This window comes from Bradyrhizobium canariense (genome assembly GCF_900105125.1).
GTDB lineage: Bacteria > Pseudomonadota > Alphaproteobacteria > Rhizobiales > Xanthobacteraceae > Bradyrhizobium > Bradyrhizobium canariense_A.
The window spans coordinates 6,051,719-6,075,070 of record NZ_LT629750.1 but is presented as its reverse complement, the minus strand read 5'-3'; the positions used below and the strand labels follow the sequence as shown (position 1 = coordinate 6,075,070).

Here is a 23,352-nt window from a genome sequence, read left to right as displayed (position 1 = left end):
GCTAAATCAGGAAGCCGCCGCCCGAGGCGCGCGATTGCGCGAATTGCGCTGGAAGAACAGCGCCTGGCTTGCGACCGCCGACACCATCGCCGGCTGGAACGGCTTCGAGATCAGGAAGGCCGGCTCGGGGCGCTCGCCGGTCAGGAAGCGCTCGGGATAGGCGGTGATGAAAACCACCGGCACCTCGAATGTCTTCAGCAATTCGTTGACGGCGTCGAGGCCCGAACTGCCGTCAGCGAGCTGGATATCCGCCAAGATCAGGCCCGGCTTCTTGTTCTTCGCCAACGCCACGGCATCGGAGTGGGTACGGGCCACGCCGATGACGTTATGCCCGAGATTCTTGACCAGGCTTTCGAGATCCATCGCAATGAAGGTCTCGTCCTCGATGATCAGCACATCGGTGGCGATTTCCGCCGCCATTTCCCGCCCTGCCGTATCGGCGAGTTTGCGGGTCTCGACCACGTCGGTGCCGAGAATGAATGCGACTTCCTCTTCGGAAAAACCTTCCAGCGACAGCAGCAGGAAGGCCTGGCGCGGTAGCGGCGTGATGTTCGAGAGCCGGCGTTCGGAAGGCATCGGCAGCGTCGCGACGTCGGAATCGTCGTTGAGCGACACCGAATTCCAGATTTGGGTGAACAACCGGAATAGTCCGGCTCGCGGGCCGTGTTGCTCATCGAGCAGCGACGGGTCCTGGAGCAAGGCTTCGAGCATGGCGCCGACATAGGCGTCGCCCGACGCCTGGTTTCCCGTTAACGCACGGGCATAGCGCCGCAATAACGGTAAATGTTCGGCAACGAGCTGTGATCGGGACATCCCCACTCCATCGATTGTCTTGGGTCAAACTGTCTGATGGGGTGACCCGGGTTCCCCTGACGTGCCTGATTACGCCCGAACCCGCGAAAAGTTCCCAATAATAGTTCCCGAAAGCCGGAACTTTCCGGCGAACTTCGCATTAGGTCCACCGTAGAGATGTGCCACAAGCCTCAAAGACCAAGGATAACTCTTGAAACTTCAGGGACTTAACTCTCGGGGAAGCGTGGATCAGGTCATGAAAGATGTAAAGTCCAAGAATGCCGCAACCGGCAAGCCGGGCGGCCTCAATGCCGAGATTCAGTCGAGGATCGGCCACCAACTCCGCGCCATGTATGACGATGTTGTGAGACAGGGGGTACCAGATCGCTTCGCAGAACTTATTCGAAAGCTTGATGCATCCGAGCCCAAACCCCAAGTAAGTAATACGGGCGAACAAGATGACGGGAGGAGCTAATGCCCCTCACAGAATCACTTCGCGACGACATCCTGGCATCGGTTCCCAGTCTGCGAGCATTCGCGATCTCGCTTAGCGGCAATGGCGATCGCGCCGACGATCTGGTGCAGGAAACACTGCTGCGCGCGCTGGCCAACATCGATTCATTCCAGCCCGGCTCGAACCTGCCGGCATGGCTGTTCACGATCCTGCGCAACCTGTTCCGCTCCGACTATCGCAAGCGGCGACGGGAGGTGGAGGATGCCGAAGGCAGCTACGCCAAAACTCTGAAAACCCAGCCGGCGCAAAACGCGCATCTGGAGTTCGAAGAGTTTCGCGCAGCGCTCGAAAAGCTGCCGCAGGACCAGCGTGAAGCCCTCATTCTGGTCGGCGCCTCCGGCTTCTCTTATGAAGATGCCGCGGCAATCTGCGGCTGTGCGGTCGGCACCATCAAGAGCCGCGTCAACCGCGCGCGATCGAAACTCAGTGCGTTGCTTTATGTCGACGGCGCCGAGGATTTTGGGCCCGATGAAACGGTGCGCGCCGTGATCGGCGGCAGCGGCGGCTAACCTAGCCGTTGCTCTCGGCAAAAAGCAGCCATGAAAAAAGCGGCCACGCATTGTGGCCGCTTTTTTTGTCGGTTTTCGCGTCACGTTGACGCAGCGCTCCGCGCCGGAATCACGTCCTAGTGCAAACCCCCGAATGCATAAATCAGGACGAGGATCGGAAGCGGGACACCGAGCAACCACAGCAGCAAATAACGTCCCATGAACAATCTCCGGTGATGATCGAGCAGAATGTCATCTCGAGGCCAGCTGACCTCAATGCCGGCCACCAATGCCAAATCGCGGGAGTTTGTTCCGGAAGTTGAGAGCTCGGCGGATCACCGTCAGCGGCGCGATAATTGTTCGGTCCGGTCTCGTTCCGTCATGTCCACGACGGTCTGCATCGGCGCGGTGAGTTCGTACACGTAGCTCACATCGGTAAAATACCGCTTCGAGATGCCGCCGAGCGCCTCCGGAGCGACACGATCGAGCAGGATGACGCCGAAATCGCTGTCCTGGCGGCGGGTTGCCTCGCTGGTGTTGAACTCTTCCCAGCGAAAATGAAATACCGCGTCGGGATCCTCTCCCGTCACTTCCCAATGCGCGACGATATGCGGATGCTTGCCGACCAGCGACAGCCCTTCGTCCGAATGCGATGCCAGTTCGAAGAACAATAGCGAGAGGCTTTGGGCGGCCCGCGCGCTGACAGAGATATCGGGACCGCTCACCGCGATGCGTTCGGAGTGCGGTATGGCGCGGGCCTCGAACAATCCCTGCAACTTCACGCCCTGCCACTGGCTTTCGCTCAACAGCGAGACCACGTTCGACATGGCGTGGATGCGCCCGATTAGAAGCTCACGGGCGCCATCGATATCCGCGCCATGACGCAGCGTCCGCGTCACGATCGACTGGATCACGGCTAAAATGTTCTTGACCCGATGATTGAGTTCATCGATGACCGCCGTCAGCCGGCGCTCAAAACCGATCCGCACCTGGATTTCGCGGCTCAGCCGCAAATTGTTGTAGGCGACGTAGCCGAACAGCCCGCAGACAATGCCGGTCAATGCAAGCCCGATCGCGGCCACGATAGCGGCTGTCTGCGCGGCGCGCTTCACCGCGTTGGTCTTGGCGTAATAGCCGAGCGACCAGTCGCGGCCTCCGAACGTCACCGTTCGTATCGCTGATGGGGAGGGCCCTTCCGGGTTTGTGATCCTCGACGACACCACGCCTTGATCGCTGGCAATCAGCTCACCATTGGCGCTGCGAGGATCTTTCAAGGCGACGGAGAACAACGATAGGTCGTCATTCGTCAGCATCAGCGGCGCCAGTTCGTATGAAAATGTCACGAAGCCCGCGGGCGAAGCGGCGCCGTCCGGCAAAACCGGTGCCGCCAAAACAACCCCGATCGGCCCATCTTGGCGCAACAGCCGAATCGGGTCTGATGCGACTGGTTTTCCTTCGGACATCGCCTTCGCGAACATCGGTCCAAGAATCGGATCTTGATCAAGCGAACGGCCCGGGAAGGCCATCGTCTGCCCGTTGCGAGGTTCGACGTCCATCACGACATCGATCGGCTGAGTGAGAGACTGCGTATCCCGCGGCGAATCGTCATAGTTACGAATCGTCGGGTCGGAAAATCCGGCTTTCGCCAGTTCGGCTCTTGCGGCATCCAGTTCGTTCGGCTTGAGCCGCGCGATCCAGCCCGCTACCACGAAATCGGTCTTGAAGGCATAAATGGAGGTCCGCAGCGGCTGCAGCATGTCCGCCTTGATCATCGACGGCGTGTGAAACAGGCCGGACGCGACGCGGGCCAGCAGCTCGCGCTCGGTCAACCGGTCCTGAACCAGGCTGGCGTGAACGTCGATCGCACGCGCCATCGCGATGCCGTCGAGCGTGAGTTCCTGATCGTGAACGCGATAGGCCGCAAGACCGGAGAGCAGAACCCCGATAAGCGCGATAAACCCGATGATGAATCCCAGCCGAACCACTCGGTTACTCGGTCATGAGGGGTTGGCGAAGAAATAGATCAAGCATGTGACATTCGCCGGGGCGGCAACAAACTGAAGCAGAGTGAAGGCCAACCGCCAGACATAATGAAGGAGCGATCATCGGTACGCAACCGCGGTGGGCGACAAAGCTGAAAACGGCCCGTTTTCAAGCATTAAGTCAGACGAGCCAGAGCGTACCAATCAAGAAAGATCGATTTAGTTCCGGCTACTTAACTAGAAGGCTTACAAATACTTGCCTTTGGGGTCTCGCGAGGTCGAAACGTTAACCAATCCGATCAGCGGCCTTGGTGCGTACAGCCGGACTGAGACCGCCTTTGGCCTCGATGAAACCGATAATGCGATCCAGGCCTTCGCTCTTCCTGAGATTGGTCATGACGAACGGCCGCTCGCCACGCATCCGCCGGGCGTCGGTATCCATTTTTTCCAGGGACGCACCGACATGCGGCGCGAGGTCGATCTTGTTGATGACGAGAAGATCCGATCGGGTGATGCCGGGACCGCCTTTGGAGGGGATCTTGTCGCCGGCCGCGACATCGATGACATAGATCGTGAGATCGGCGAGTTCGGGCGAAAATGTCGCAGCAAGATTGTCTCCGCCGGATTCGATCAGCACCAGATCGAGGCCCGGGAATTTCGCGCGCATGTCAGCGACGGCGGCAAGATTCATCGAGGCGTCCTCCCGTATTGCCGTGTGCGGACAGCCTCCGGTTTCAACGCCTGCGATGCGGTCGGGCGTCAGCGATCCCGAACGAACGAGAAATTCCGCGTCCCATTTGGTGTAGATGTCGTTGGTGATCGCCGCGATGTCATAGCGCTCCCGCATCGACTTGCAGAGCAAATCCATCAACGCAGTTTTTCCTGATCCGACGGGGCCGCCGATGCCGATCCGAAGCGGGCCGTGAGAACTAGCCATGTCAATCATTCCCTCCGTTGTCATCGTCCCGGCGAAAGCCGGGACCCATACCGCGTGATTTATCAATGAGGCAGGACGGGCGATGCCTTCTGCAACAATTGAGGACGGTGGTTCCCCGTTTTCGCGGGGACGACGTGTTGATAGATGAGTTCACGACCTGAACAGCCTGGTGTACTGCGTTTCATGCCGCATGCTGGCAAGGTCTGCGCGAAACGTCGCGCTGCCGAGATCATCGAGCGAGGCCTGGAGCGCACGAACGCCCGTCGCAGCGACGACGGACTCCAGCGACGCCAGCACGCGCTGACTATCGGTCTGCCCCAAGGGGATGAGCCGGGCGCCGGCGGAGATCCAGTTCGATGTCAGCGCGTGGAGGAAAGCATGCATCGTGAGCGGAAGCGGGATCGCATGCGCCGCGCTGACCAGGCCCACCGCGACCGGATAAACGATGCCACCCTCGCAGCAGGCGACCATTCGATCCAGACCCTCGCAATTCCACGCCGAACGCGCGATGTCGATGAATGCGCGGCCCTGCGCTGAGGTCTCGAGGTGACGCTCACGGGAAGGCACGAACGCAGCCGCAAGCTCAGAGACTTCGCGCAGGCCAACATCATCGCTCGACGCCGCGGCGCGGTGGGTGTGCGCGAGAAACACACCATCGCAAAATCCGGGCCCGTCCGTGAGCATCGCACCGAGCCAGTCGCGCAAAGACGCGGCGTCGACGATATCGCCGGCTTCCACCGCCCACTCGATGCCGCTCGAATAAGAAAAGGCCCCAACCGGAAACGACGGCGACAGCCAGGTCATCAGCCGGTACAGCGCCGCGGCCTCGCTCTCATTCACTCCGCCGCGATCGCCGATCGGGTGCCCCGTAGCGCCTCCGGTCGCGTTCGTGGCTGCCGCCGCGCGCCTCCGAGGTTTCGCCGGCGGCTTATTTGTGGTCATGAGCATGGGTGTGACCATGGTGATGCTCGTGATCGCAATGCTCGTCATGGGGATGGTGGTCGTCATGGTGGTGATGGTCACCATGATCGTGCGAGGAATGATCATGCGCCGCGTGATCGTGGTGATGATGATCCTCGGCGACGTGATCATGGCCGCCGCCGGCATAGGCGCCGCCTTCGGGATCGAACGGCGCCTCGATCTCGACGACGCGCGCGCCAAGACCCTTCACCATCGCCTCGATGACGTGATCGCGCCTAATGCGCAGGCCCTTGGCCATGATCTGCGTCGGCAAATGCCGGTTGCCGAGATGCCAAGCGACCCGGATTAAATGATGTGGATCGCTGCCGCGAATCTCGACCAGTGGCTCCGGAGCCGCGACGACTTCGATCAGGCGTCCATCGTCGAGCAGCAGCGCATCGCCGCCGCGCAGCGCAACGGCGTTTTCGAGATCGAGCAGGAATTCAAGCCCGCGCGTGCCCGTCATCGCCATCCGACGCCGGTGACGATCGTCGAAATCGAGAACGACGGTGTCGGCCGGCGCCTCGGTCCAGCGATGCTGGGCGTGAACTTGCGTCGCGCGGATCATGCGAGCCTCTGCTTCTTGCTATGACGCGTTTTCTTCACGTGAACCGGTTCACTTCGCTTGAAACGCTCTAGAACTTCTCGACCTTGCCATCGCTGATGATCTCGATCACCGTCGGCGACACCTTCAGCGGCGCTGAATATTCACGCCAGACCTTCATATGCGGCGCACGGCCATGCGCGTTGAGGTCGTCGCGGGTCTCCCAGCGCTCGACCACCACGAACAGATTGGGATCGTTGATGCTGGTGTGGCTCTCATAGGAGAGACAGCCTTTTTCCTTGCGGGTTGCCGCAATGCATTCCTTGGCGCCCTTGATGAAGGCGTCCCGCTGGTCCGGCTTCACCTGGGTGGTGGCAACGACATAGATCATCAGATTCTCTCCCGATGTTTTTCTTGATTAGCGAACTTCGACCTTTTCGGGCGTAATGACTTCGATCTTCGGCGGCGCCGTCATGCATTTTATGGCAACGCGGCCGAAGGCCTTCATGTGCTCGGCGCTCCGGTGCGGCACCAGCACCTCGGCGTTTTCCCACTGCTCGACAAACACCATCTTGGAATGATCGGTGACGCTTTCGTGCAGGTCATAGGCAATATTGCCGGGCTCCTTGCGGGTTTCCTTGATGCAGGCGGTGGCGGCGGCGATGAATTCGGCGCGTGTTTCAGGCTTCACGGTCAGTGTGGCAACAACGTAAATCACGAAAGTCCTCCCGGCTTGTTCTGGCTTTGATCGCCGGAGGCGACCATAGCCCATGATCCGCCAAAGTGTGAGCGGTTTGGCGGCAGGATCGCACGCCCATTTGGGAGCGCAATCGGACACAAAACCGGCAGCCGCCGTCGGATCAAGTCCGAGGGAATGCTTTGGCCAATCGCGGCTCTAGAACATGAAGTAGCGCTGCGCCATCGGCAGCACTTCAGCGGGCGCGCAGGTCAGGAGTTCGCCGTCGGCGCGGACCTCGTAGGTCTCGGAATCGACCTCGATCTTGGGCGTGGCGCCGTTATGGATCATGCTCTTCTTGGAGATGCCGTCGCGGGTATTCTGCACCGCGTAGAGCTTCTTATCGATGCCGAGTTTCCGCGCCAGCCCCGATGTCACCGCGGCCTTGGAGGTGAACACCACCGAGGAGGCCGTCAGCGACTTACCGTAGGCTGCGAACATCGGCTGATAATGCACGGGCTGCGGCGTGGGGATCGATGCGTTGGGATCGCCCATGGGGGCTGCGACAATCGAGCCGCCCTTGATGATGCAGTCGGGCTTCACGCCGAAGAAGGCAGGCGACCACAGCACCAGATCGGCAAGCTTGCCCTTTTCCACCGAGCCGATCAGCTTTGAGACGCCATGCGCGATCGCGGGATTGATGGTGTATTTGGCGATGTAGCGCTTGACCCGGAAATTATCGTTGTTGCCTTTGTCTTCCGGCAGCGAGCCGCGCTGCTTCTTCATCTTGTCGGCGGTTTGCCAGGTACGGATGATGACTTCGCCAAGTCGGCCCATCGCCTGCGAATCCGACGACATCATCGAGAGCGCGCCGAGATCGTGCAGGATGTCCTCCGCCGCAATGGTCTCTTTGCGGATGCGGCTTTCGGCGAAAGCGAGATCTTCGGCAATCGATGGATCGAGATGGTGGCACACCATCAGCATGTCCAGATGCTCGTCGATGGTGTTGCGCGTGAACGGGCGCGTCGGATTGGTGGAGGACGGCAGCACGTTCTTCAGGCCGGCCACCTTGATGATGTCGGGCGCGTGCCCGCCGCCAGCGCCTTCGGTATGAAAGGCGTGAATGGTGCGGCCTTTGAACGCCTTGATGGTATCTTCGACGAAGCCCGACTCATTCAAGGTGTCGGAATGGATCATCACCTGAATGTCGTGATCGTCGGCAACCGACAAGCAGTTGTTGATCGCCGCGGGCGTGGTGCCCCAATCCTCATGCAGCTTGAGCGCGCAGGCGCCGGCCTTGATCATCTCCACCAGCGCGGCCGGCCGCGAGGCGTTGCCCTTGCCGGAAATGCCGAGATTGACCGGAAACGCATCGAACGACTGGATCATCCGCGCCATGTGCCAGGGGCCGGGCGTGCAGGTCGTGGCAAAGGTGCCGTGCGACGGACCTGTGCCGCCACCGAGCATCGAGGTCACACCCGACATCAGCGCGTGCTCGATCTGCTGCGGACAGATGAAATGGATGTGGCTGTCGAAGCCGCCCGCAGTCAGGATCTTGCCCTCGCCCGCGATCACGTCGGTGCCGGGGCCGATGACGATGGTCACGCCGGGCTGGATATCCGGATTGCCGGCTTTGCCGATGGCGCTGATGTAGCCTTCCTTGATCGCAACATCGGCCTTCACGATGCCCCAGTGATCGACAATCAGCGCATTGGTGATGACGGTGTCGGCGGCGCCCTGCTTGTTGGTCGCCTGCGACTGGCCCATGCCATCGCGGATCACCTTGCCGCCGCCGAATTTCACTTCCTCGCCGTAGATGGTGAAATCCTTTTCGACCTCGATGATGAGGTCGGTGTCGGCGAGCCGCACCCGATCACCCGTGGTGGGTCCGAACATGTCGGCATAGACAGAACGTTTGATCTTCACCGACATGATTGGACTCCATCGCGAGAATTCCTCCCTCCCCCCTTGCGGGGGAGGGTCAGGGAGGGGGGTGAGGCTTGCTCCGCAGCCAGACCGATAGCGGCTACGACGCCTTCCAGATTCTTCATCACGTCATCATTGGTGAACCGAAGCACGCGATATCCGCGGGACGCAAACCATTCATCACGCCGACGGTCGTGGCGAAGACGAGACTCGAAATCGTGGCTTTCGCCGTCGACCTCAATAACGAGCTTGCAGGAGTGTGCGACGAAGTCCGCGATATAACTGCCCATGGGGCTCTGCCGGCGAAATCCGAAAGCGGCGAGCCGATGCGCTTTCAAGTGGCGCCAAAGCAGCGTTTCGCTGCGCGTCGTTGCTTGTCTTAGTCGTTTGGCACGATCTCGTTGAGTCTTGCCGACCTCGTTATGCGGCATACCCCCCTCCCCGCCCTTCCCTCGCAAGGGGGGAGGAGACCGGACAACAGTGATCGTCTCTGAAGAAATCAAAGCTTCCCCATCACGTCGCCGCGGAAGCCGTAGACGGTGCGCTTGCCGGCGAGCGCCACGAGCTGCACGTCGCGGGTCTGCCCCGGCTCGAACCGCACCGCAGTGCCGGCCGCGATGTCGAGCCGCATGCCGCGGGCTTTCTTGCGGTCAAATTTCAGCGCCGGATTGGTCTCGAAGAAATGGTAGTGCGAGCCGACCTGGATCGGACGATCGCCCGAATTGGCAACGGTGAGCGTCACCGTCTTGCGGCCGGCATTGAGCTCGATCTCGCCGTCCTTGATGAATAATTCGCCGGGGATCATTTTTCCTCCTCTGTCATTCCGGGGCGATGCGCAGCATCGAACCCGGAATCTCGAAATTCATAATCTCTGGATTCCGGGTCCGGCGCTCTGCGCCGTCCCGGAATGACCAATTTGCTTCATCGGATCGGCTCATGCACGGTGACGAGCTTGGTGCCGTCGGGAAACGTCGCTTCCACCTGAATGTCGTGAATCATCTCTGGGATGCCCGGCATCACCTGGGCACGGGTCAGCACCTGCGCGCCCGCCTGCATCAGATCGGCCACCGTGCGGCCGTCACGCGCGCCCTCGACGATGAAATCGGAAATGATCGCGATGGCCTCGGGATGGTTGAGCTTGACGCCGCGTTCCAGCCGCCGTCGCGCCACCATCGCCGCCATTGAAATCAGAAGCTTGTCCTTTTCGCGGGGAGACAGGTTCATGCGAGCACTCTAATGATTTTTGATCGATCCGATTTAATTGAGCCCACCTAATTGAGCCAGAGCCGCGGCAGCGCCGCACCGCTGGCGCGGCCGAGCACAGCCATCATGTCGGCACGAAGCCGGGCGGCATCTTGGGCACAGAAGCGCGCCATTGCAAACCCATTCCAGGCGGAGATGCCGACCTCACCACCGAACGAATCGGAAAGGTCGCGGATCCGCTCAACCAGCGCCTCATCGCCCGGCACGATCAGCGCCGTGCCGATGGCGACGCCGCCTTTGGCGATCGCAGGACTGGCAAGCTTGACGCCGATATCGCCATCGAGCCGCACGGTTTCGGCAAGCACCAGCTTGCCGCCGCGCCGCAAGCGCCAGCGATCGACGAATTCACCCCGAAGCATGCGTTCGCCCATCGCCGAGCGGCCGAACACCACGATTTCGCACAGCAGCAGCGAGGCGGTATCCGCAAGATCGATATCGATCCGGCGCGACACCCGCGCCGAATCGAACAGAATGGTTTCCTGCGGCAACCAGGCGAGGTGTGCGCCTGCGGCCGCTTTCAGGGCGATATTGAGCTGCGCGGCCGCATCCGGCGCACGATAGATTTTTTCCGCGGCTGCGGTCGTCAGCGTCAACCGCGCGCCCTCGCCTGCCGCGATATCGATATCGAAGCGATCGCCGCCGGCAACGCCACCTGCGGTGTTGACGAAAACAGCCGAGAGGCCGTCGCCTTCCGGCGAGGGAAAGCGCACGCGCAACGAACCGGATTCATGCAGATGGCGGCGGCGGGTGACGCCTTCCAGGAGATGTACGTCGAACGTCACCGACCCCTGAGCCCGATTGGCCGCGAAAATCGCCGAAGCCCCGCGCGTGGTATCGGTCCGCATCCCCTCCCCCCCAGCACGACCTTGGCCGGTCGCGTCTTAAAACCTTGATTAAAGCGCCATCTGGCGACTGATTTCGGCCGGATCCATCGCGCTGCGATCACAGGCATATTTCACAGCGCCGCGGTCCATCACCGCGAAATTGTCGCCGAGCTCGCAGGCAAAGTCGAGATATTGTTCGACCAGAACGATCGCGATATTGCCGAGGTTGCGAAGATACGAGATCGCGCGGCCGATGTCCTTGATGATCGACGGTTGAATGCCCTCGGTCGGCTCGTCGAGCAGCAATAGTTTCGGCCGCATCACCAGCGCGCGCCCGATCGCAAGCTGCTGCTGCTGGCCGCCGGAAAGATCGCCACCACGGCGGCCGAGCATCGATTGCAGCACCGGAAACAGCGCGAACACGTCGTCAGGGATATTGCGGTCTTCGCGCTTCAACGGGCCGAAGCCGGTCTTGAGATTCTCCTCCACGGTGAGAAGCGGAAAAATCTCGCGCCCCTGCGGCACGAAGCCGATGCCGCGCCGCGCCCGTTCATAGGGTTTCAACCCTGTGATATCGGCACCATCGAGCGTGATCGCGCCGCTGGCAATCGGATATTGGCCGACCATCGCGCGCAACAGGCTGGTCTTGCCGACGCCGTTGCGGCCGAGCACGCACGTTACCTTGCCGGGCTCCGCCGCGATCGAAACGCCACGCAACGCCTGCGCCGCGCCGTAATAGAGGCTGATATTGTCGACGTTCAGCATGATCAGCGTCCCAGATACACTTCGATCACCCGTTCATTCGAGGAGACCTGATCGATGGTTCCCTCGGCCAGCACCGTGCCTTCGTGCAGGCACGTCACCTTGACGCCGAGTTCACGGACGAAGGTCATGTCGTGCTCGACCACCATGATGGTCTTGTCGCGGTTGATTTCCTTCAGCAGCTCGGCGGTCTGGTGAGTTTCAACGTCGGTCATGCCGGCAACCGGTTCGTCGACCAGAAGCAGCTTTGGATCCTGCGCCAGCAGCATGCCGATCTCCAGCCACTGCTTCTGGCCGTGCGACAGGCTTCCCGCCAGGCGGTCGCGCGCGTCGGTCAGGCGGATGGTTTCCAGCACACGCTCGATACGCTCGGACTCGGCTTTAGTTTCCCGCCAGAACAGTGTGCCCTTGACGCGATGATCGACATTGAGCGCCAGCAGAAGATTATCCTCGATGGTCTGACTCTCGAACACCGTGGGTTTCTGGAATTTTCGGCCGATCCCGAGTTCGGCGATCCGTGTTTCATCAAGCCGGGTCAGATCGGTGACGCCGTCAAACAGGACCTCGCCTTCGTCCGGCTTGGTCTTGCCGGTAATGATGTCCATCATCGTGGTCTTGCCGGCGCCGTTCGGGCCGATGATCGCCCGCATCTCACCGGGGGCGAGCGTCAGCGACAGATTATTGATGGCGTGAAAGCCGTCGAACGAGACGTGCACGCCGTCGAGATAGAGCAGCGCCGAGGTAGCACGAGAGTCCATGACGTTCATTGTTTCACTCCGCCATGTTCGGTTCGCTGACGCCGTCTTCGCGCGCAGCACTCACGGCATTGGCCGTCAAGCGTCGCGCCTTCCACGGTTCCCACCAGGCATTGAAAGTGCCGATGATGCCTTTCGGCAATAACAGCGTCACCAGGATGAACATCGCGCCCAGCATGAACAGCCAGTACGGCGCCAGCGGACCGGACGTGAAATAGGTCTTGGCGTAGTTCACGACGACCGCGCCGAGCGCGGCACCGATCAAGGTGCCACGGCCGCCGACGGCAACCCAGATCACGGCCTCGATGGAATTTCCCGGCGCGAATTCGCCGGGATTGATGATGCCGACCTGCGGCACATACAGCGCGCCGGCAACGCCGGCCATGCACGCCGAAAGCGTGAACACGAACAGCTTGTAGGATTCGACGCGGTAGCCGAGAAACCGGGTGCGGGATTCGGCGTCGCGGATCGCGATCAGCACCTTGCCGAGCTTCGAGGTCACCACCGCGCGGCAGATCAGGAAACCGACAATCAGCGCCAGACAGCTCAGCGCGAACAACGCGGCGCGGGTGCCGTCGGCCTGGATGTTGAAGCCGAGAATATCCTTGAAATCGGTGAGGCCGTTATTGCCGCCGAAGCCGAAATCGTTGCGGAAGAACGCCAGCAACAATGCATAGGTCATCGCTTGCGTGATGATCGACAGATAGACGCCGGTGACGCGCGAGCGGAACGCGAGCCACCCGAAGCAGAAGGCCAACAGGCCCGGAACCACAATAACCATCAGGGCTGCGAACCAGAACATGTCGAAGCCGTGCCAGTACCAGGGCAGCTTCGGATAATTCAGGAACACCATGAAATCTGGCAATATCGAATTGCCGTAGACGCCTCGACTGCCGATCTGGCGCATCAGATACATGCCCATCGCGTAACCGCCGAGCGCAAAGAACGCGCCGTGGCCGAGCGAGAGAATGCCGCAATAGCCCCAGATCAGATCGATCGCGAGCGCCAGGATGGCGTAGCAGACGTATTTCCCGAACAACGACACCAGATAGGTCGGCACCTGAAACAGCGAGCCCGCCGGCAGCAGCAGATTCGACAGCGGGATCAGCACACCGCAAGCGGCGACCACGATCAGAAAGACGGTTGCGCTGCGGTCGAGCGAGCGCGTGAGCACGTGGGGCATCATGCTTCCACCGCCCGCCCTTTGAGCGCGAACAGGCCGCGGGGTCGTTTTTGGATGAAGAGAATGATCAGCACCAGGATGGCGATCTTGCCGAGCACGGCGCCCGCGACCGGCTCCAGGAACTTGTTGGCGATGCCAAGCGTGAACGCGCCGACCAGCGTGCCCCAGAGATTACCGACGCCGCCGAACACCACGACCATGAAGGAGTCGATGATGTAGCTCTGGCCGAGATTGGGGCTGACATTGTCGATCTGCGATAGCGCCACGCCGGCGATGCCGGCAATGCCGGACCCCAGACCGAATGTCAGCGCGTCGACGCGCGAGGTCGCGATTCCCATCGATGCCGCCATGCGCCGGTTCTGCGTCACCGCACGCATCTCAAGTCCCAGTGCCGTGTAGCGCAGCATCGCGAGCAGGATCCCGAATACCGCCAGCGTGAAACAGAGAATCCACAGCCGGTTGTAGGTGATCGTGATCTGTCCGAGCTGGAACGCACCGCTCATCCAGGACGGGTTGCTGACCTCCTGGTTGGTCGGGCCGAACATGGTGCGCACCGCCTGTTGCAAGACCAGCGACAGACCCCAGGTCGCCAGCAATGTTTCCAGCGGACGGCCGTAGAGAAAGCGGATGATGGTACGTTCGATCAGGATGCCGATCGCGCCGGCCACGATGAAGGCCGACGGTACTGAAATCAGGAGCGCGTAATCGAACAACCCTGGAAAGCTGCTACGAATGGTTTGCTGCACCACAAAGGTGACGTAGGCCCCGATCATGACCATCTCGCCATGGGCCATGTTGATGACGCCCATCACCCCGAAGGTGATGGCAAGGCCGATCGCGGCGAGCAACAGAACCGAACCGAGCGACAGGCCGTACCAGGCATTTTGCACCCAGGACCACATCGCTAGCCTGGTTTGAATGGCCGCGACCGCACTGGCCGCAGCGTGGGAGACGGCGGCCGGCTGGTCGCCGCCGATATCCGTCAGCATCGCCAGCGCTTCCTGGTCGCCACGCGCCCGGATGGTCGCAATGGCATCGATTTTATCGGCATCGGAGGCGTCATCCTTGAACAAGACGATCGCTGCGCGCGCCTCAATGAATGCCTGTTTCGCGTCTTTGTTCTTTTCCTTCTGCAGCGCGGCGTCGATCGCCGGCAGCAGGTTCTCCTCATGGTTCTTGAAAACCGATTGAGCGGCCTGGATCCGCTTCTCGGGATCCGGCGACTGCAACGTCAGCGCGCCGAGTGCAGCCTCGACGTGGCGCCGCAACTTGTTATTGAGCCGCACGGCGCTGGCGCTGTCCGGGACGCTTGCGACTGGCGCGCCGGTTTCGGCGTCGATCGCCTTGCCGTCCGGCTGCGTCACATAGACTTTCTTGGCGTCGGCGTCGAACATCAGCCGGCCGTCCTGAAGCGCGCTGATGATGGGAAAAGCCAGCGGATTGCCCGATATCGCGATCGCGTCGACCGCGTCTTCGGTATCGGAATAATCGTCGGTGGTGAATTTGCCGACCGCGTCTTCGAACGGCCCCGCCAGGACCGGAAGCACGGTGGCGAAGATGATCAGCAATGCAAACGGAAGCGCGCGGACGTTTCTAAAGACGTTGGTAAGCACTGTCAGACCCCGGCAGGAGCGATGAGGAAGGCGGCGGCCATCGCCGCCTTCCCTGTTTTGCTTGGAGGTGTCAGGAATGAATCAGGAGCCCTGACCGCCGCACTTGTTGGTCTTGGTGTTGTAGTTGCCGCACTTCTTGCCGACCCAATCGCCGATCAGATCCTTGGAGTCGGGCAGTTCCTTCGACCATGCGTCGCCGGCAACCAGGCCAGGCGTCTTCCACACCACGTCGAACTGGCCATTGCCTTTGATTTCGCCAATGAACACCGGCTTGGTGATGTGATGGTTCGAAAGCACCTCGGCCACGCCGCCCGTGAGGTTCGGCGTCTTGGTGCCCGGAAGCGCGTCGATCACCTTGTCAGGATCGGTCGACTTGGCTTTTTCGACCGCCTTCACCCACATGTTGAAGCCGATATAGGTGGCTTCCATCGGGTCGTTGGTCGTGCGCTTCGGATTCTTGGTGTAGGCCTGCCACTCCTTGATGAACTTCTCGTTCGCGGGCGTCTTGATCGACTCGAAGTAATTCCAGGCTGCGAGATGGCCGACCAGCGGCTTGGTGTCGATGCCGGCGAGTTCTTCTTCACCCACCGAGAAGGCGACCACCGGAATATCGGTTGCCTTGATGCCCTGGTTGCCGAGTTCCTTGTAGAAGGGAACGTTGGCGTCGCCGTTGATGGTGGAGACCACCGCGGTCTTCTTGCCGGCCGAGCCGAACTTCTTGATGTCGGCGACGATCGTCTGCCAGTCGGAGTGACCGAACGGCGTGTAATTGATCATGATGTCTTCATCCTTGACGCCCTTCGACTTCAGATAGGCCTCGAGGATCTTGTTGGTGGTGCGCGGATAGACGTAGTCGGTGCCCGCCAGCACCCAGCGCTTGACCTTTTCTTCCTTCATCAAATAGTCGACGGCCGGGATCGCCTGCTGGTTCGGCGCAGCGCCGGTATAGAACACGTTGCGCTCGCTCTCTTCGCCTTCGTACTGCACGGGATAGAACAGGATGTTGTTCAGTTCCTTGAACACCGGCAGCACGGATTTGCGCGACACCGAGGTCCAGCAGCCGAACACGACCGCAACCTTGTCCTTGGTAATCAACTCACGGGCCTTTTCGGCAAACAGCGGCCAGTTCGAAGCGGGATCGACGACCACGGCTTCCAGCTTCTTGCCGAGCAGGCCACCCTTCTTGTTCTGCTCATCGATCATGAACAGGACGGTATCTTTCAGCGTGGTTTCGCTGATCGCCATAGTGCCCGAGAGCGAGTGCAGGACGCCGACCTTGATGGTGTCGTCATCGGCTTTGGCTGCGCTAAATCCGGACAAGCCCAGGACCAGCCCGGCGGTGGCCGCCAGCCAGCGGCGACGGCTAAGGGGCGCCGCTATATCGTGAGTCAACTTTGTAAGCATGAGGTATCATCTCCCTGACGCAGACGTTAAACGCTGCGAAACGGCCCCACGGCCGCCTGCGTTAATGGAATCGCAAGAACCATGCCACGGCAGACAGACGATCTAAGCACATGATATATTTGATAGATTCGTCGCCAGACGGGAGACAGGCAGGAATATTTGCCTGATATTTAGGCTGAAAAAATGTATGCTTCGTCAGCAAACAGTCTATTTAATAAGCAATTGTGACATGCTGTCTAAATTAACGGCAGCATTCGGCACCCCACAACGTGCCCCTTCGATGCGCAATTGAACGCGAATTGACGGTGTTTGCAGCCGGACACCGGCCATTCCATAATTCACCTTGAAAGCGCCGCGTTCGTGTTCCATATCACCGGTACGACCCTGGGAATCACCGGGTCACCGCGAGCCGCGTGTTCTGAGCCCGTCCAACGGTTTCTGGCTTGCCCCTTTAGCTAACCAAAACCGACGCCCCAAACACGCGGGTGTCTCTGACACCCTCGCGCGCTCCTGGCTGACATTGCCGGGCGCCTGCTTTTTATAATGGAAAGAAACATCCTTTTGACCTCCTTTCAGGATTTCGGCCTCGCCGATCCCATCTCGCGTGCGCTCAAAGAAGAGAATTATCTCACGCCCACGCCCATTCAGGCCCAAACCATTCCCCTCGCACTGACCGGCCGTGACGTCGTCGGCATCGCCCAGACCGGCACCGGCAAGACCGCGGCCTTCGCGCTTCCCATCCTGCATCGCATTCTGGAAAACCGCATCAAGCCGCAGCCGAAAGCCTGCCGCGTGCTGGTGCTCAGCCCTACCCGTGAATTGTCGGGACAGATTCTCGAGAGCTTCAACGCCTACGGCCGTCACATGCGCCTCACCTCGGCGCTGGCGATCGGCGGCGTGCCGATGGGACGCCAGGTCCGCTCGGTCATGCAGGGCGTCGAAGTCATGGTCGCCACGCCGGGCCGCCTGCTCGATCTCGTGCAGAGCAACGGCCTGAAGCTCGGCCAGGTCGAGTTCCTCGTGCTCGACGAAGCCGACCGCATGCTGGACATGGGCTTCATCAACGACATCCGGAAGATCGTCGGCAAATTGCCGGTCAGGCGGCAGACGCTGTTCTTCTCGGCGACGATGCCCAAGGATATCGCCGAACTCGCCGAACAGATGCTGCGCGATCCGGCCCGCGTGGCGGTGACGCCGGTTGCCTCGACGGTCGAGCGTATCACCCAGCGCATCATTCAGGTCGATCATTCCGCCAAGCCGGCCTTGCTGGCGCAGATCCTGAAGCAGGAACAGGTCAATCGCGCGCTGATCTTTACCCGCACCAAGCATGGCGCCGACAAGGTGGTGAAGGGCCTCGAGCGGGCCGGCATCAGTTCCGACGCCATCCACGGCAACAAATCGCAAAACCACCGCGAGCGAGTCCTGGCGGCGTTCCGCACCGGTGAAATCCGCACGCTGGTCGCCACCGACATTGCCGCCCGCGGCATCGATGTCGACGGCATCAGCCATGTCGTCAACTTCGATCTTCCAAACGTGCCCGAGACTTACGTCCATCGCATCGGCCGCACCGCGCGCGCCGGCGCCGAAGGCATCGCGATCTCGTTGGTCGCGGGCGGTGAGGAACTCGCTTATTTGCGTGACATCGAAAAGCTGATCCGCATCACCTTGCCCAAGGAAGACCGCCGCACGCCGGGTCATCGCGACACGGCGCCGGCGCCTTCGCAACACCGAGGTGCACGGTCGGCACCACGCGTGCACGCGGCCCGGGCGAATGAAGCCGCGCCCGGATCAAAAGGTCCTCGCCGCCGACGCCGTCCCGGTGGTAATAATGGCGTTCCGCAAACCAACCGGCACGAGGTCAATCGGCAAGAGCCGTTGCGTCCGTCGCAAGGCGGCGCCAAGGCTGAAGGCATGAAGGCTGAAGGCATGCAAGGCGTTGCTTTCTTGCATCGCGAAAGCCGTCCGAATACCCGGCCCAATCGTACCCAAAGACCGCGCTAACGTTGATCGATCTGGAGATAATGTATGGCTAAAGAAGAGCTGATCCAGTTCGAAGGACTGGTCACCGAAATCCTTCCCGATGCACGTTACCGCGTGCAGCTCGATGCCGGGCACGAGATCGTCGCCTACACCGCCGGCAAGATGAAAAAGAACCGGATCAAGACGCTGGCAGGAGATCGGGTGACGATCGAGATGTCGCCCTATGACCTCGAGAAGGGCCGCCTCATTTTCCGCCACAAGGACGAGCGTCCGGGTGGTGGCATGGCCCCGCGCGGCGCACCGCCGCGCGGCCAATTCCGCCGCCGCTGAGCGCAACCTCCGGCCGTTCGACATGGCGCATGACAACGCCATGTCGGCGTCGGGCGACGATTTGACGCGTGCTCATTCGGGCCGATCAAAAAATCGTGCACCTCAGGATTGTTTTGGGGGCCCGCTTCCCATAATATAGGCTAATCGATTTTCGGCCGGACGAAATTAGCTATCCACCGGTACAGCCGGTTTAGACGCTGACGACCCTTCCAAAAATTCGATCTCACCAGCCCGCAGAATGTGGGTTTCGACATTTGATATCTGAGAAGGGACTATCCCGTGAGCATGGGAACCGTGAAGTGGTTTAACGCAACCAAGGGCTATGGCTTCATCCAGCCGGATGACGGTGGCAACGACGTGTTCGTGCACATCAGCGCCGTCGAGCGGGCCGGACTTGGAACGCTGCGCGAAGGCCAGAAGATTTCGTACGAGATCGTGGCAGATCGCCGTTCTGGCAAGTCTTCGGCCGACAATCTACGCGCCGCTGGCTGAGCGAATTTCGCCCGGCCTCGGCGACCGGCCGGGACGCTCGAAATTCAATTCGCATCTATATGAAAAAAGGCCGCGCCCATTGCGCGGCCTTTTGGCTATGGATCCGGTGCGCCCAGGAGTCCGACCGAAGTATCCGCGTTCAAGACGTCGGACAGGGCGGAATAGGAGTTGGAGGGACAACCGCCGGATAAATAACGCAATTCGATTGGCGCGGCCGCGTGTAGCTGACGTCGCTCAGGTTGATGCCGGCCTTTGACATCACGTAACCCACGGTCGGCGTGTAGAGATAATTGACCTGACTGTAGATCAGATAGGTGCCACCGACCAAAAGGGCTCCTGGTACCGTGACGACCGTTTTCGCCGCAAGCGGCGTGCCTCCTTGATACCCTTTGCTCCACTGCACTCGCGCCTGGGGCGGCGTCGTTGTTCCATCGACATAAAGTTCGGAAATGACGGCCTTCAACGGCGTCGTGTCATACGGCTGCATGATTGCAGCATTTGCGGCAAAGAAACCGACAAAATCGGAATCGCTGACGCCCGTCGTCGGCGACTGGGACGCCAAATCGGAGAGCGTGTGTGCCATCAGCGAAACCTTGCGATCCACCGCGACGCCGGAAGAAAACTCGACCGTTCCGAAAAACAACACGAGCATGATCGGCACAACCATGGCGAACTCGATCGCAGCGACTGCGCTGCGATCCCGGATCAGACCACGGATGGAAAGCCGGGCGCGAAGCCACATTTTCGATACCGGTTTCTCGACGCGGCTCATGAGCAAGATCCGTTGTAGGGCTCGTTGCGGAAAGCGGCCGTGGCGCGCAGCAAGTACTGGCTGCCGGACAAATTCGAGATGTTGTAACCAAGGCCGGTGACGTACAGCGGCCATTGATAAAACAGCCTCACCATGACGATATTGCAGGGGCCGCCCGTGTTATACTGCATGTTGTTGATGAACGTGCCGGTATTGCTGATCGGATTGGTGATGACCACGTTGCTGAACGACGAGAAGCTCTCCACGTCGACGTAGACATTGGCGCAATTAAACAGCGCCGGGATCTGGCTGCAGACATACTGCTGGAACTGCGTCTGCGTGAGAGGTCCGGTCTGCGACGGCGTGACGCCTCCCGGCAGCATCGCCTGACCGGTCTGGATGATGCGCGCGGAATCCTGGGTAATGGTTTCCAGCACTTGGCCCGCGAAGAAGATGATCGCCGTTTCGATGATCGCAAACAGCAGCGCGAAAAACACCGGCGCGACCAGCGCGAATTCAACCGCGGCCGAGCCTCGGCGGCTGCGGCGAAACCGGCGCAAGATAGTTCTGACGGAAGCTGATGAAGCGGCGGAAGACATCGGGATATCCTTGCGGCGGCAGCAACGATCTGCCCGCAAGGATTACCTCAAAGTGATTGTTGAATTGTTTCGCCAAATCGAAGCGGGGCGGACCGCAGAATTAACCGCGCGTTAACCATCGTCCAGCCCCATCGCGAAGCAGGAGGCGCGGAGTGCATAACCGGTTCGCACCGGCGAAACGCGTCAAAACCAAAAATCAGAGCCGTTTGATCGCAATGATCTCGCTGCCCGCGGCGCTGATGCGCGCGATGGCCTCGCCTGTATTTTCAATCACGGTTGCCATGTGATGCGCATTGGCGTGCACGATGGTGTCGGCGTCGCGCACCACCGCCACATGGCCTTTCCAGAAGATCAGGTCGCCGCGCCGCAACTTGTTCGATTCCGCCGGATCCAACGTCCTGCCGAGGCCATCCTGCTGCATGTCGCTGTCACGCGGGCAGCCGGTACCGGCGGCGCTCAGCGACACCTGAACGAGACCGGAACAATCGATCCCGAGGCTGCTCTTGCCACCCCACAAATAGGGCGTGCCGACAAACCGCTCGGCGATCGCAACGAAGTCATCCTCATAATGATCGATCGGTCCAACGTGCGGACGCGGCAAATAAAGGCCATCACGGGTCACGACGAACGGGCCATCCTCGCGCGTGACCGCCAGCGTTGTTCCCATCAAAAGCGTATCGACCGGAGAAAGCTTGATCGAGGGACCCGAAAACGCAAACGTTCTGATCGCGGTGATCTTGTGCGTCGGCACCGCAACAGGCCTGACGAGTGCGCGATCGGGAAGCCAGCCGACATAGCCATCGCCGTTCAACTGGCCCCAGGCCCAGCCCTCCGCGTTGCGATCGTAAATCGTCACGCGCTCGCCTTTCAGCGCCTGCGTCGCCAGCATCGATGCCGCCGACGGCCCTTCGTGCAAGGGGGCGATGGCGTCGGCCACCTCAAACGCCTCGCCGGGCACGAAGCGTGCGGCTTTGACCTTTCCTTCGAGATATTTCGCGGCGAGATCGGGCCGCGCCGGTGTCAGGCGTGGATCATCCATAGCGTTCGTCCAGCAATTTGTAGATCGCGCGGGCCGCCTGGCATTCGCCGCCCTCCGGCCGCGCCGGCTTTGCCGACGGGGTCCAGCCATAGATATCGACATGCAGCCAGCTTTTTGCGGCCTCGACGAAACGCTGCAGGAATAACGCACAGGTGATCGAGCCGGCGAACCCGCCCGACGGCGCGTTGTTGATATTGGCGACCTTTGAATCGAGCCAGGCATCGTAAGCCGGCCACAACGGCAATCGCCACAACGGATCGTTCTCCTGCTTCGCGCAAGCGGCCAGGTCCTGCGCCAGCGTCTCATCATCGGTGTAAAAGGGCGGTAAATCCGGCCCGAGCGCCACGCGCGCTGCGCCGGTCAGGGTGCCCAGATCGATCAGCAGGTCGGGCTTTTCTTCGTCGGCCAGCGCCAGCGCATCGGCGAGGATCAGCCGCCCTTCGGCATCGGTGTTGCCGATCTCGACCGTCAGACCCTTGCGCGATTTGAAGATATCGAGCGGGCGGAACGCATTGCCGGCGATGGCGTTTTCGACCGCGGGAATCAGGACCCGAAGCCGCACCTTCAGCCTGGCATCCATCACCATCGACGCCAGCGCCAGTACATTGGCCGCTCCGCCCATGTCCTTTTTCATGATCAGCATGCCGCTGGAAGGTTTCAGGTCCAGCCCACCGGTATCGAAACACACGCCCTTGCCGACCAGCGTCACCTTGGGATGAGCGGGATCGCCCCAGCCGAGGTCGATCAGGCGCGGAGCACGCGTCGATGCCATGCCGACCGCATGAATCAGCGGAAAATCCTGCGCGAGATCATCACCAACGATGCAGTTGAAACTGGCGCCGAAGCGCGTCGCGAGTTCCTGCGCCGCCTGCGCCAATTCCTGCGGCCCCATGTCGTTTGATGGCGTGTTGATGAGATCGCGGGCAAGGCCGGCCGCCTCAGCCATGCGCGTGATATCCGCGAGGTCTACGCCGTCAGGCGGCACCAGCCGGACGTCGGATTCATCCGCCTTGCGATAACGGCTGAAACGATAGCTGCCGAGGACAAAGGCAAGCGTAGCCAGGCGAGCGTCGTGCGGCGCATTGGCGAAGCGATAGGTACCCGGCGGCAGCAAGCCCGGCAACGACCCCGGCCTGAATGGATCGCGAGATTTGCTGGTCTGTTCGTCGAGGCCGAAAATGACCTGCGCAATCGCACCGTCAGCTGAAGGCAATGCCAGATATTTTCCGGGCTTCGCTGCAAAGCCGTTGGCGAGCGCGAACTGCTGGGCCGGCGCCGAAAGACCATCGCGGATCGCATCCCATGTCGTTTTGGTGGCAAAGGTAATGGGAATCGCCGGTGCGGCTGGCGCGGTCTCGAACACGGAATGCATGCTTCGCTCGTCTTCAATTTAGATGGGACAATACAGATACGCTTTGGACCAACCAGACTTCGCAAAGTTTTCGCGTGCCCGCAATCTCCTAGGGAACGCGGCCGAAAGTCTCCGGCCCTACACGCCGCAGTGGGGGCGTGTTAGGCTTCCCATGTTGCAACCTGGG

At 60.8% G+C, this 23,352-nt stretch carries 26 protein-coding genes; 5 read left to right on the top strand and 21 right to left on the bottom strand.

The features are described from left to right. Positions 1–6 precede the first annotated feature (6 nt). A complete protein-coding gene (locus BLV09_RS28705; RefSeq protein ID WP_100385571.1) occupies positions 7–813 on the bottom strand; it encodes a response regulator in 807 nt (268 codons plus the stop codon). A gap of 235 nt (positions 814–1,048) precedes the next feature. Here BLV09_RS28705 and BLV09_RS28700 point away from each other — a divergent pair, with 235 nt between their 5' ends. Then, complete coding sequence (locus tag BLV09_RS28700; RefSeq protein ID WP_167558908.1) at positions 1,049–1,267, top strand: NepR family anti-sigma factor; 219 nt, start codon at positions 1,049–1,051, stop codon at positions 1,265–1,267. Continuing rightward, positions 1,267–1,815 carry a sigma-70 family RNA polymerase sigma factor gene (locus BLV09_RS28695; protein WP_100385569.1) on the top strand — a complete coding sequence of 183 codons (549 nt, stop codon included), beginning with the start codon at positions 1,267–1,269 and terminating at the stop codon, positions 1,813–1,815. Before BLV09_RS28700 ends, BLV09_RS28695 begins: the two co-directional genes overlap by 1 nt. A gap of 320 nt (positions 1,816–2,135) precedes the next feature. On the opposite strand, the gene BLV09_RS28690 is transcribed toward BLV09_RS28695, so the two are convergent. From BLV09_RS28690 to urtA, 16 genes are all read right to left on the bottom strand, one after another. Next, positions 2,136–3,779: a CHASE domain-containing protein gene (locus BLV09_RS28690; protein WP_146689799.1), complete on the bottom strand. Its 1,644-nt coding sequence runs from the start codon at positions 3,777–3,779 to the stop codon at positions 2,136–2,138. Positions 3,780–4,062: 283 nt separating this feature from the next. Continuing rightward, positions 4,063–4,713 carry an urease accessory protein UreG gene (ureG, locus tag BLV09_RS28685; RefSeq protein ID WP_100387425.1) on the bottom strand — a complete coding sequence of 217 codons (651 nt, stop codon included), beginning with the start codon at positions 4,711–4,713 and terminating at the stop codon, positions 4,063–4,065. 150 nt (positions 4,714–4,863) lie between these two features. After that, positions 4,864–5,517: an urease accessory protein UreF gene (locus BLV09_RS28680; RefSeq protein ID WP_244549213.1), complete on the bottom strand. Its 654-nt coding sequence runs from the start codon at positions 5,515–5,517 to the stop codon at positions 4,864–4,866. A gap of 124 nt (positions 5,518–5,641) precedes the next feature. After that, positions 5,642–6,241, bottom strand: a complete 600-nt coding sequence (gene ureE / locus BLV09_RS28675; protein WP_146689798.1) for an urease accessory protein UreE — start codon at positions 6,239–6,241, stop codon at positions 5,642–5,644. A gap of 67 nt (positions 6,242–6,308) precedes the next feature. After that, entirely contained in the window at positions 6,309–6,608 is a 300-nt protein-coding gene (locus BLV09_RS28670; RefSeq protein WP_146689797.1) for a putative quinol monooxygenase, read from the bottom strand. Between the two features lie 27 nt (positions 6,609–6,635). Beyond that, positions 6,636–6,935, bottom strand: a complete 300-nt coding sequence (locus BLV09_RS28665) for a putative quinol monooxygenase (protein WP_146689796.1) — start codon at positions 6,933–6,935, stop codon at positions 6,636–6,638. A gap of 177 nt (positions 6,936–7,112) precedes the next feature. Further along, entirely contained in the window at positions 7,113–8,825 is a 1,713-nt protein-coding gene (ureC, locus tag BLV09_RS28660) for an urease subunit alpha (protein WP_146689795.1), read from the bottom strand. After that, positions 8,816–9,250, bottom strand: coding sequence for an endonuclease domain-containing protein (locus BLV09_RS28655; protein ID WP_146689794.1), 435 nt, complete (start codon positions 9,248–9,250; stop codon positions 8,816–8,818). The genes ureC and BLV09_RS28655 overlap by 10 nt, the downstream gene beginning before the upstream one ends. A 68-nt stretch (positions 9,251–9,318) precedes the next feature. Beyond that, positions 9,319–9,624 (bottom strand): urease subunit beta, encoded by a 306-nt coding sequence (locus BLV09_RS28650; protein WP_100385563.1) that lies wholly within the window; start codon positions 9,622–9,624, stop codon positions 9,319–9,321. A gap of 116 nt (positions 9,625–9,740) precedes the next feature. Continuing rightward, complete coding sequence (locus BLV09_RS28645) at positions 9,741–10,043, bottom strand: urease subunit gamma (protein WP_100385562.1); 303 nt, start codon at positions 10,041–10,043, stop codon at positions 9,741–9,743. 47 nt (positions 10,044–10,090) lie between these two features. Then, the gene (locus tag BLV09_RS28640) at positions 10,091–10,927 is read right to left on the bottom strand and encodes an urease accessory protein UreD (protein ID WP_146689793.1); all 837 of its coding nucleotides are present in this window, start codon (positions 10,925–10,927) and stop codon (positions 10,091–10,093) included. A gap of 48 nt (positions 10,928–10,975) precedes the next feature. Continuing rightward, complete coding sequence (gene urtE / locus BLV09_RS28635) at positions 10,976–11,671, bottom strand: urea ABC transporter ATP-binding subunit UrtE (protein ID WP_100385560.1); 696 nt, start codon at positions 11,669–11,671, stop codon at positions 10,976–10,978. Positions 11,672–11,673: 2 nt separating this feature from the next. After that, entirely contained in the window at positions 11,674–12,435 is a 762-nt protein-coding gene (urtD, locus tag BLV09_RS28630; RefSeq protein WP_100385559.1) for an urea ABC transporter ATP-binding protein UrtD, read from the bottom strand. A gap of 4 nt (positions 12,436–12,439) precedes the next feature. Next, positions 12,440–13,609: an urea ABC transporter permease subunit UrtC gene (urtC, locus tag BLV09_RS28625; RefSeq protein WP_100385558.1), complete on the bottom strand. Its 1,170-nt coding sequence runs from the start codon at positions 13,607–13,609 to the stop codon at positions 12,440–12,442. Further along, positions 13,606–15,174, bottom strand: a complete 1,569-nt coding sequence (gene urtB / locus BLV09_RS28620; protein ID WP_433994451.1) for an urea ABC transporter permease subunit UrtB — start codon at positions 15,172–15,174, stop codon at positions 13,606–13,608. The genes urtC and urtB overlap by 4 nt, the downstream gene beginning before the upstream one ends. Before the next feature lie 126 nt (positions 15,175–15,300). Then, the gene (gene urtA / locus BLV09_RS28615) at positions 15,301–16,623 is read right to left on the bottom strand and encodes an urea ABC transporter substrate-binding protein (protein WP_146689791.1); all 1,323 of its coding nucleotides are present in this window, start codon (positions 16,621–16,623) and stop codon (positions 15,301–15,303) included. Between the two features lie 543 nt (positions 16,624–17,166). Between urtA and BLV09_RS28610 the strand changes: the two genes are divergently transcribed. From BLV09_RS28610 to BLV09_RS28600, 3 genes are all read left to right on the top strand, one after another. After that, entirely contained in the window at positions 17,167–18,624 is a 1,458-nt protein-coding gene (locus tag BLV09_RS28610; protein ID WP_100385555.1) for a DEAD/DEAH box helicase, read from the top strand. A gap of 24 nt (positions 18,625–18,648) precedes the next feature. Next, the gene (gene infA / locus BLV09_RS28605) at positions 18,649–18,933 is read left to right on the top strand and encodes a translation initiation factor IF-1 (protein ID WP_100385554.1); all 285 of its coding nucleotides are present in this window, start codon (positions 18,649–18,651) and stop codon (positions 18,931–18,933) included. Between the two features lie 279 nt (positions 18,934–19,212). Next, positions 19,213–19,425, top strand: coding sequence for a cold-shock protein (locus tag BLV09_RS28600; RefSeq protein WP_002714433.1), 213 nt, complete (start codon positions 19,213–19,215; stop codon positions 19,423–19,425). Between the two features lie 139 nt (positions 19,426–19,564). On the opposite strand, the gene BLV09_RS28595 is transcribed toward BLV09_RS28600, so the two are convergent. From BLV09_RS28595 to BLV09_RS28580, 4 genes are all read right to left on the bottom strand, one after another. Continuing rightward, positions 19,565–20,167: a TadE/TadG family type IV pilus assembly protein gene (locus BLV09_RS28595; protein ID WP_244549211.1), complete on the bottom strand. Its 603-nt coding sequence runs from the start codon at positions 20,165–20,167 to the stop codon at positions 19,565–19,567. 26 nt (positions 20,168–20,193) lie between these two features. After that, positions 20,194–20,775, bottom strand: a complete 582-nt coding sequence (locus BLV09_RS28590; RefSeq protein ID WP_100385552.1) for a TadE/TadG family type IV pilus assembly protein — start codon at positions 20,773–20,775, stop codon at positions 20,194–20,196. 196 nt (positions 20,776–20,971) lie between these two features. Next, positions 20,972–21,814, bottom strand: a complete 843-nt coding sequence (locus tag BLV09_RS28585) for an NlpC/P60 family protein (protein ID WP_146689790.1) — start codon at positions 21,812–21,814, stop codon at positions 20,972–20,974. Then, positions 21,807–23,186, bottom strand: a complete 1,380-nt coding sequence (locus tag BLV09_RS28580) for a leucyl aminopeptidase family protein (RefSeq protein ID WP_146689789.1) — start codon at positions 23,184–23,186, stop codon at positions 21,807–21,809. Before BLV09_RS28580 ends, BLV09_RS28585 begins: the two co-directional genes overlap by 8 nt. Between the last annotated feature and the right edge of the window lie 166 nt (positions 23,187–23,352).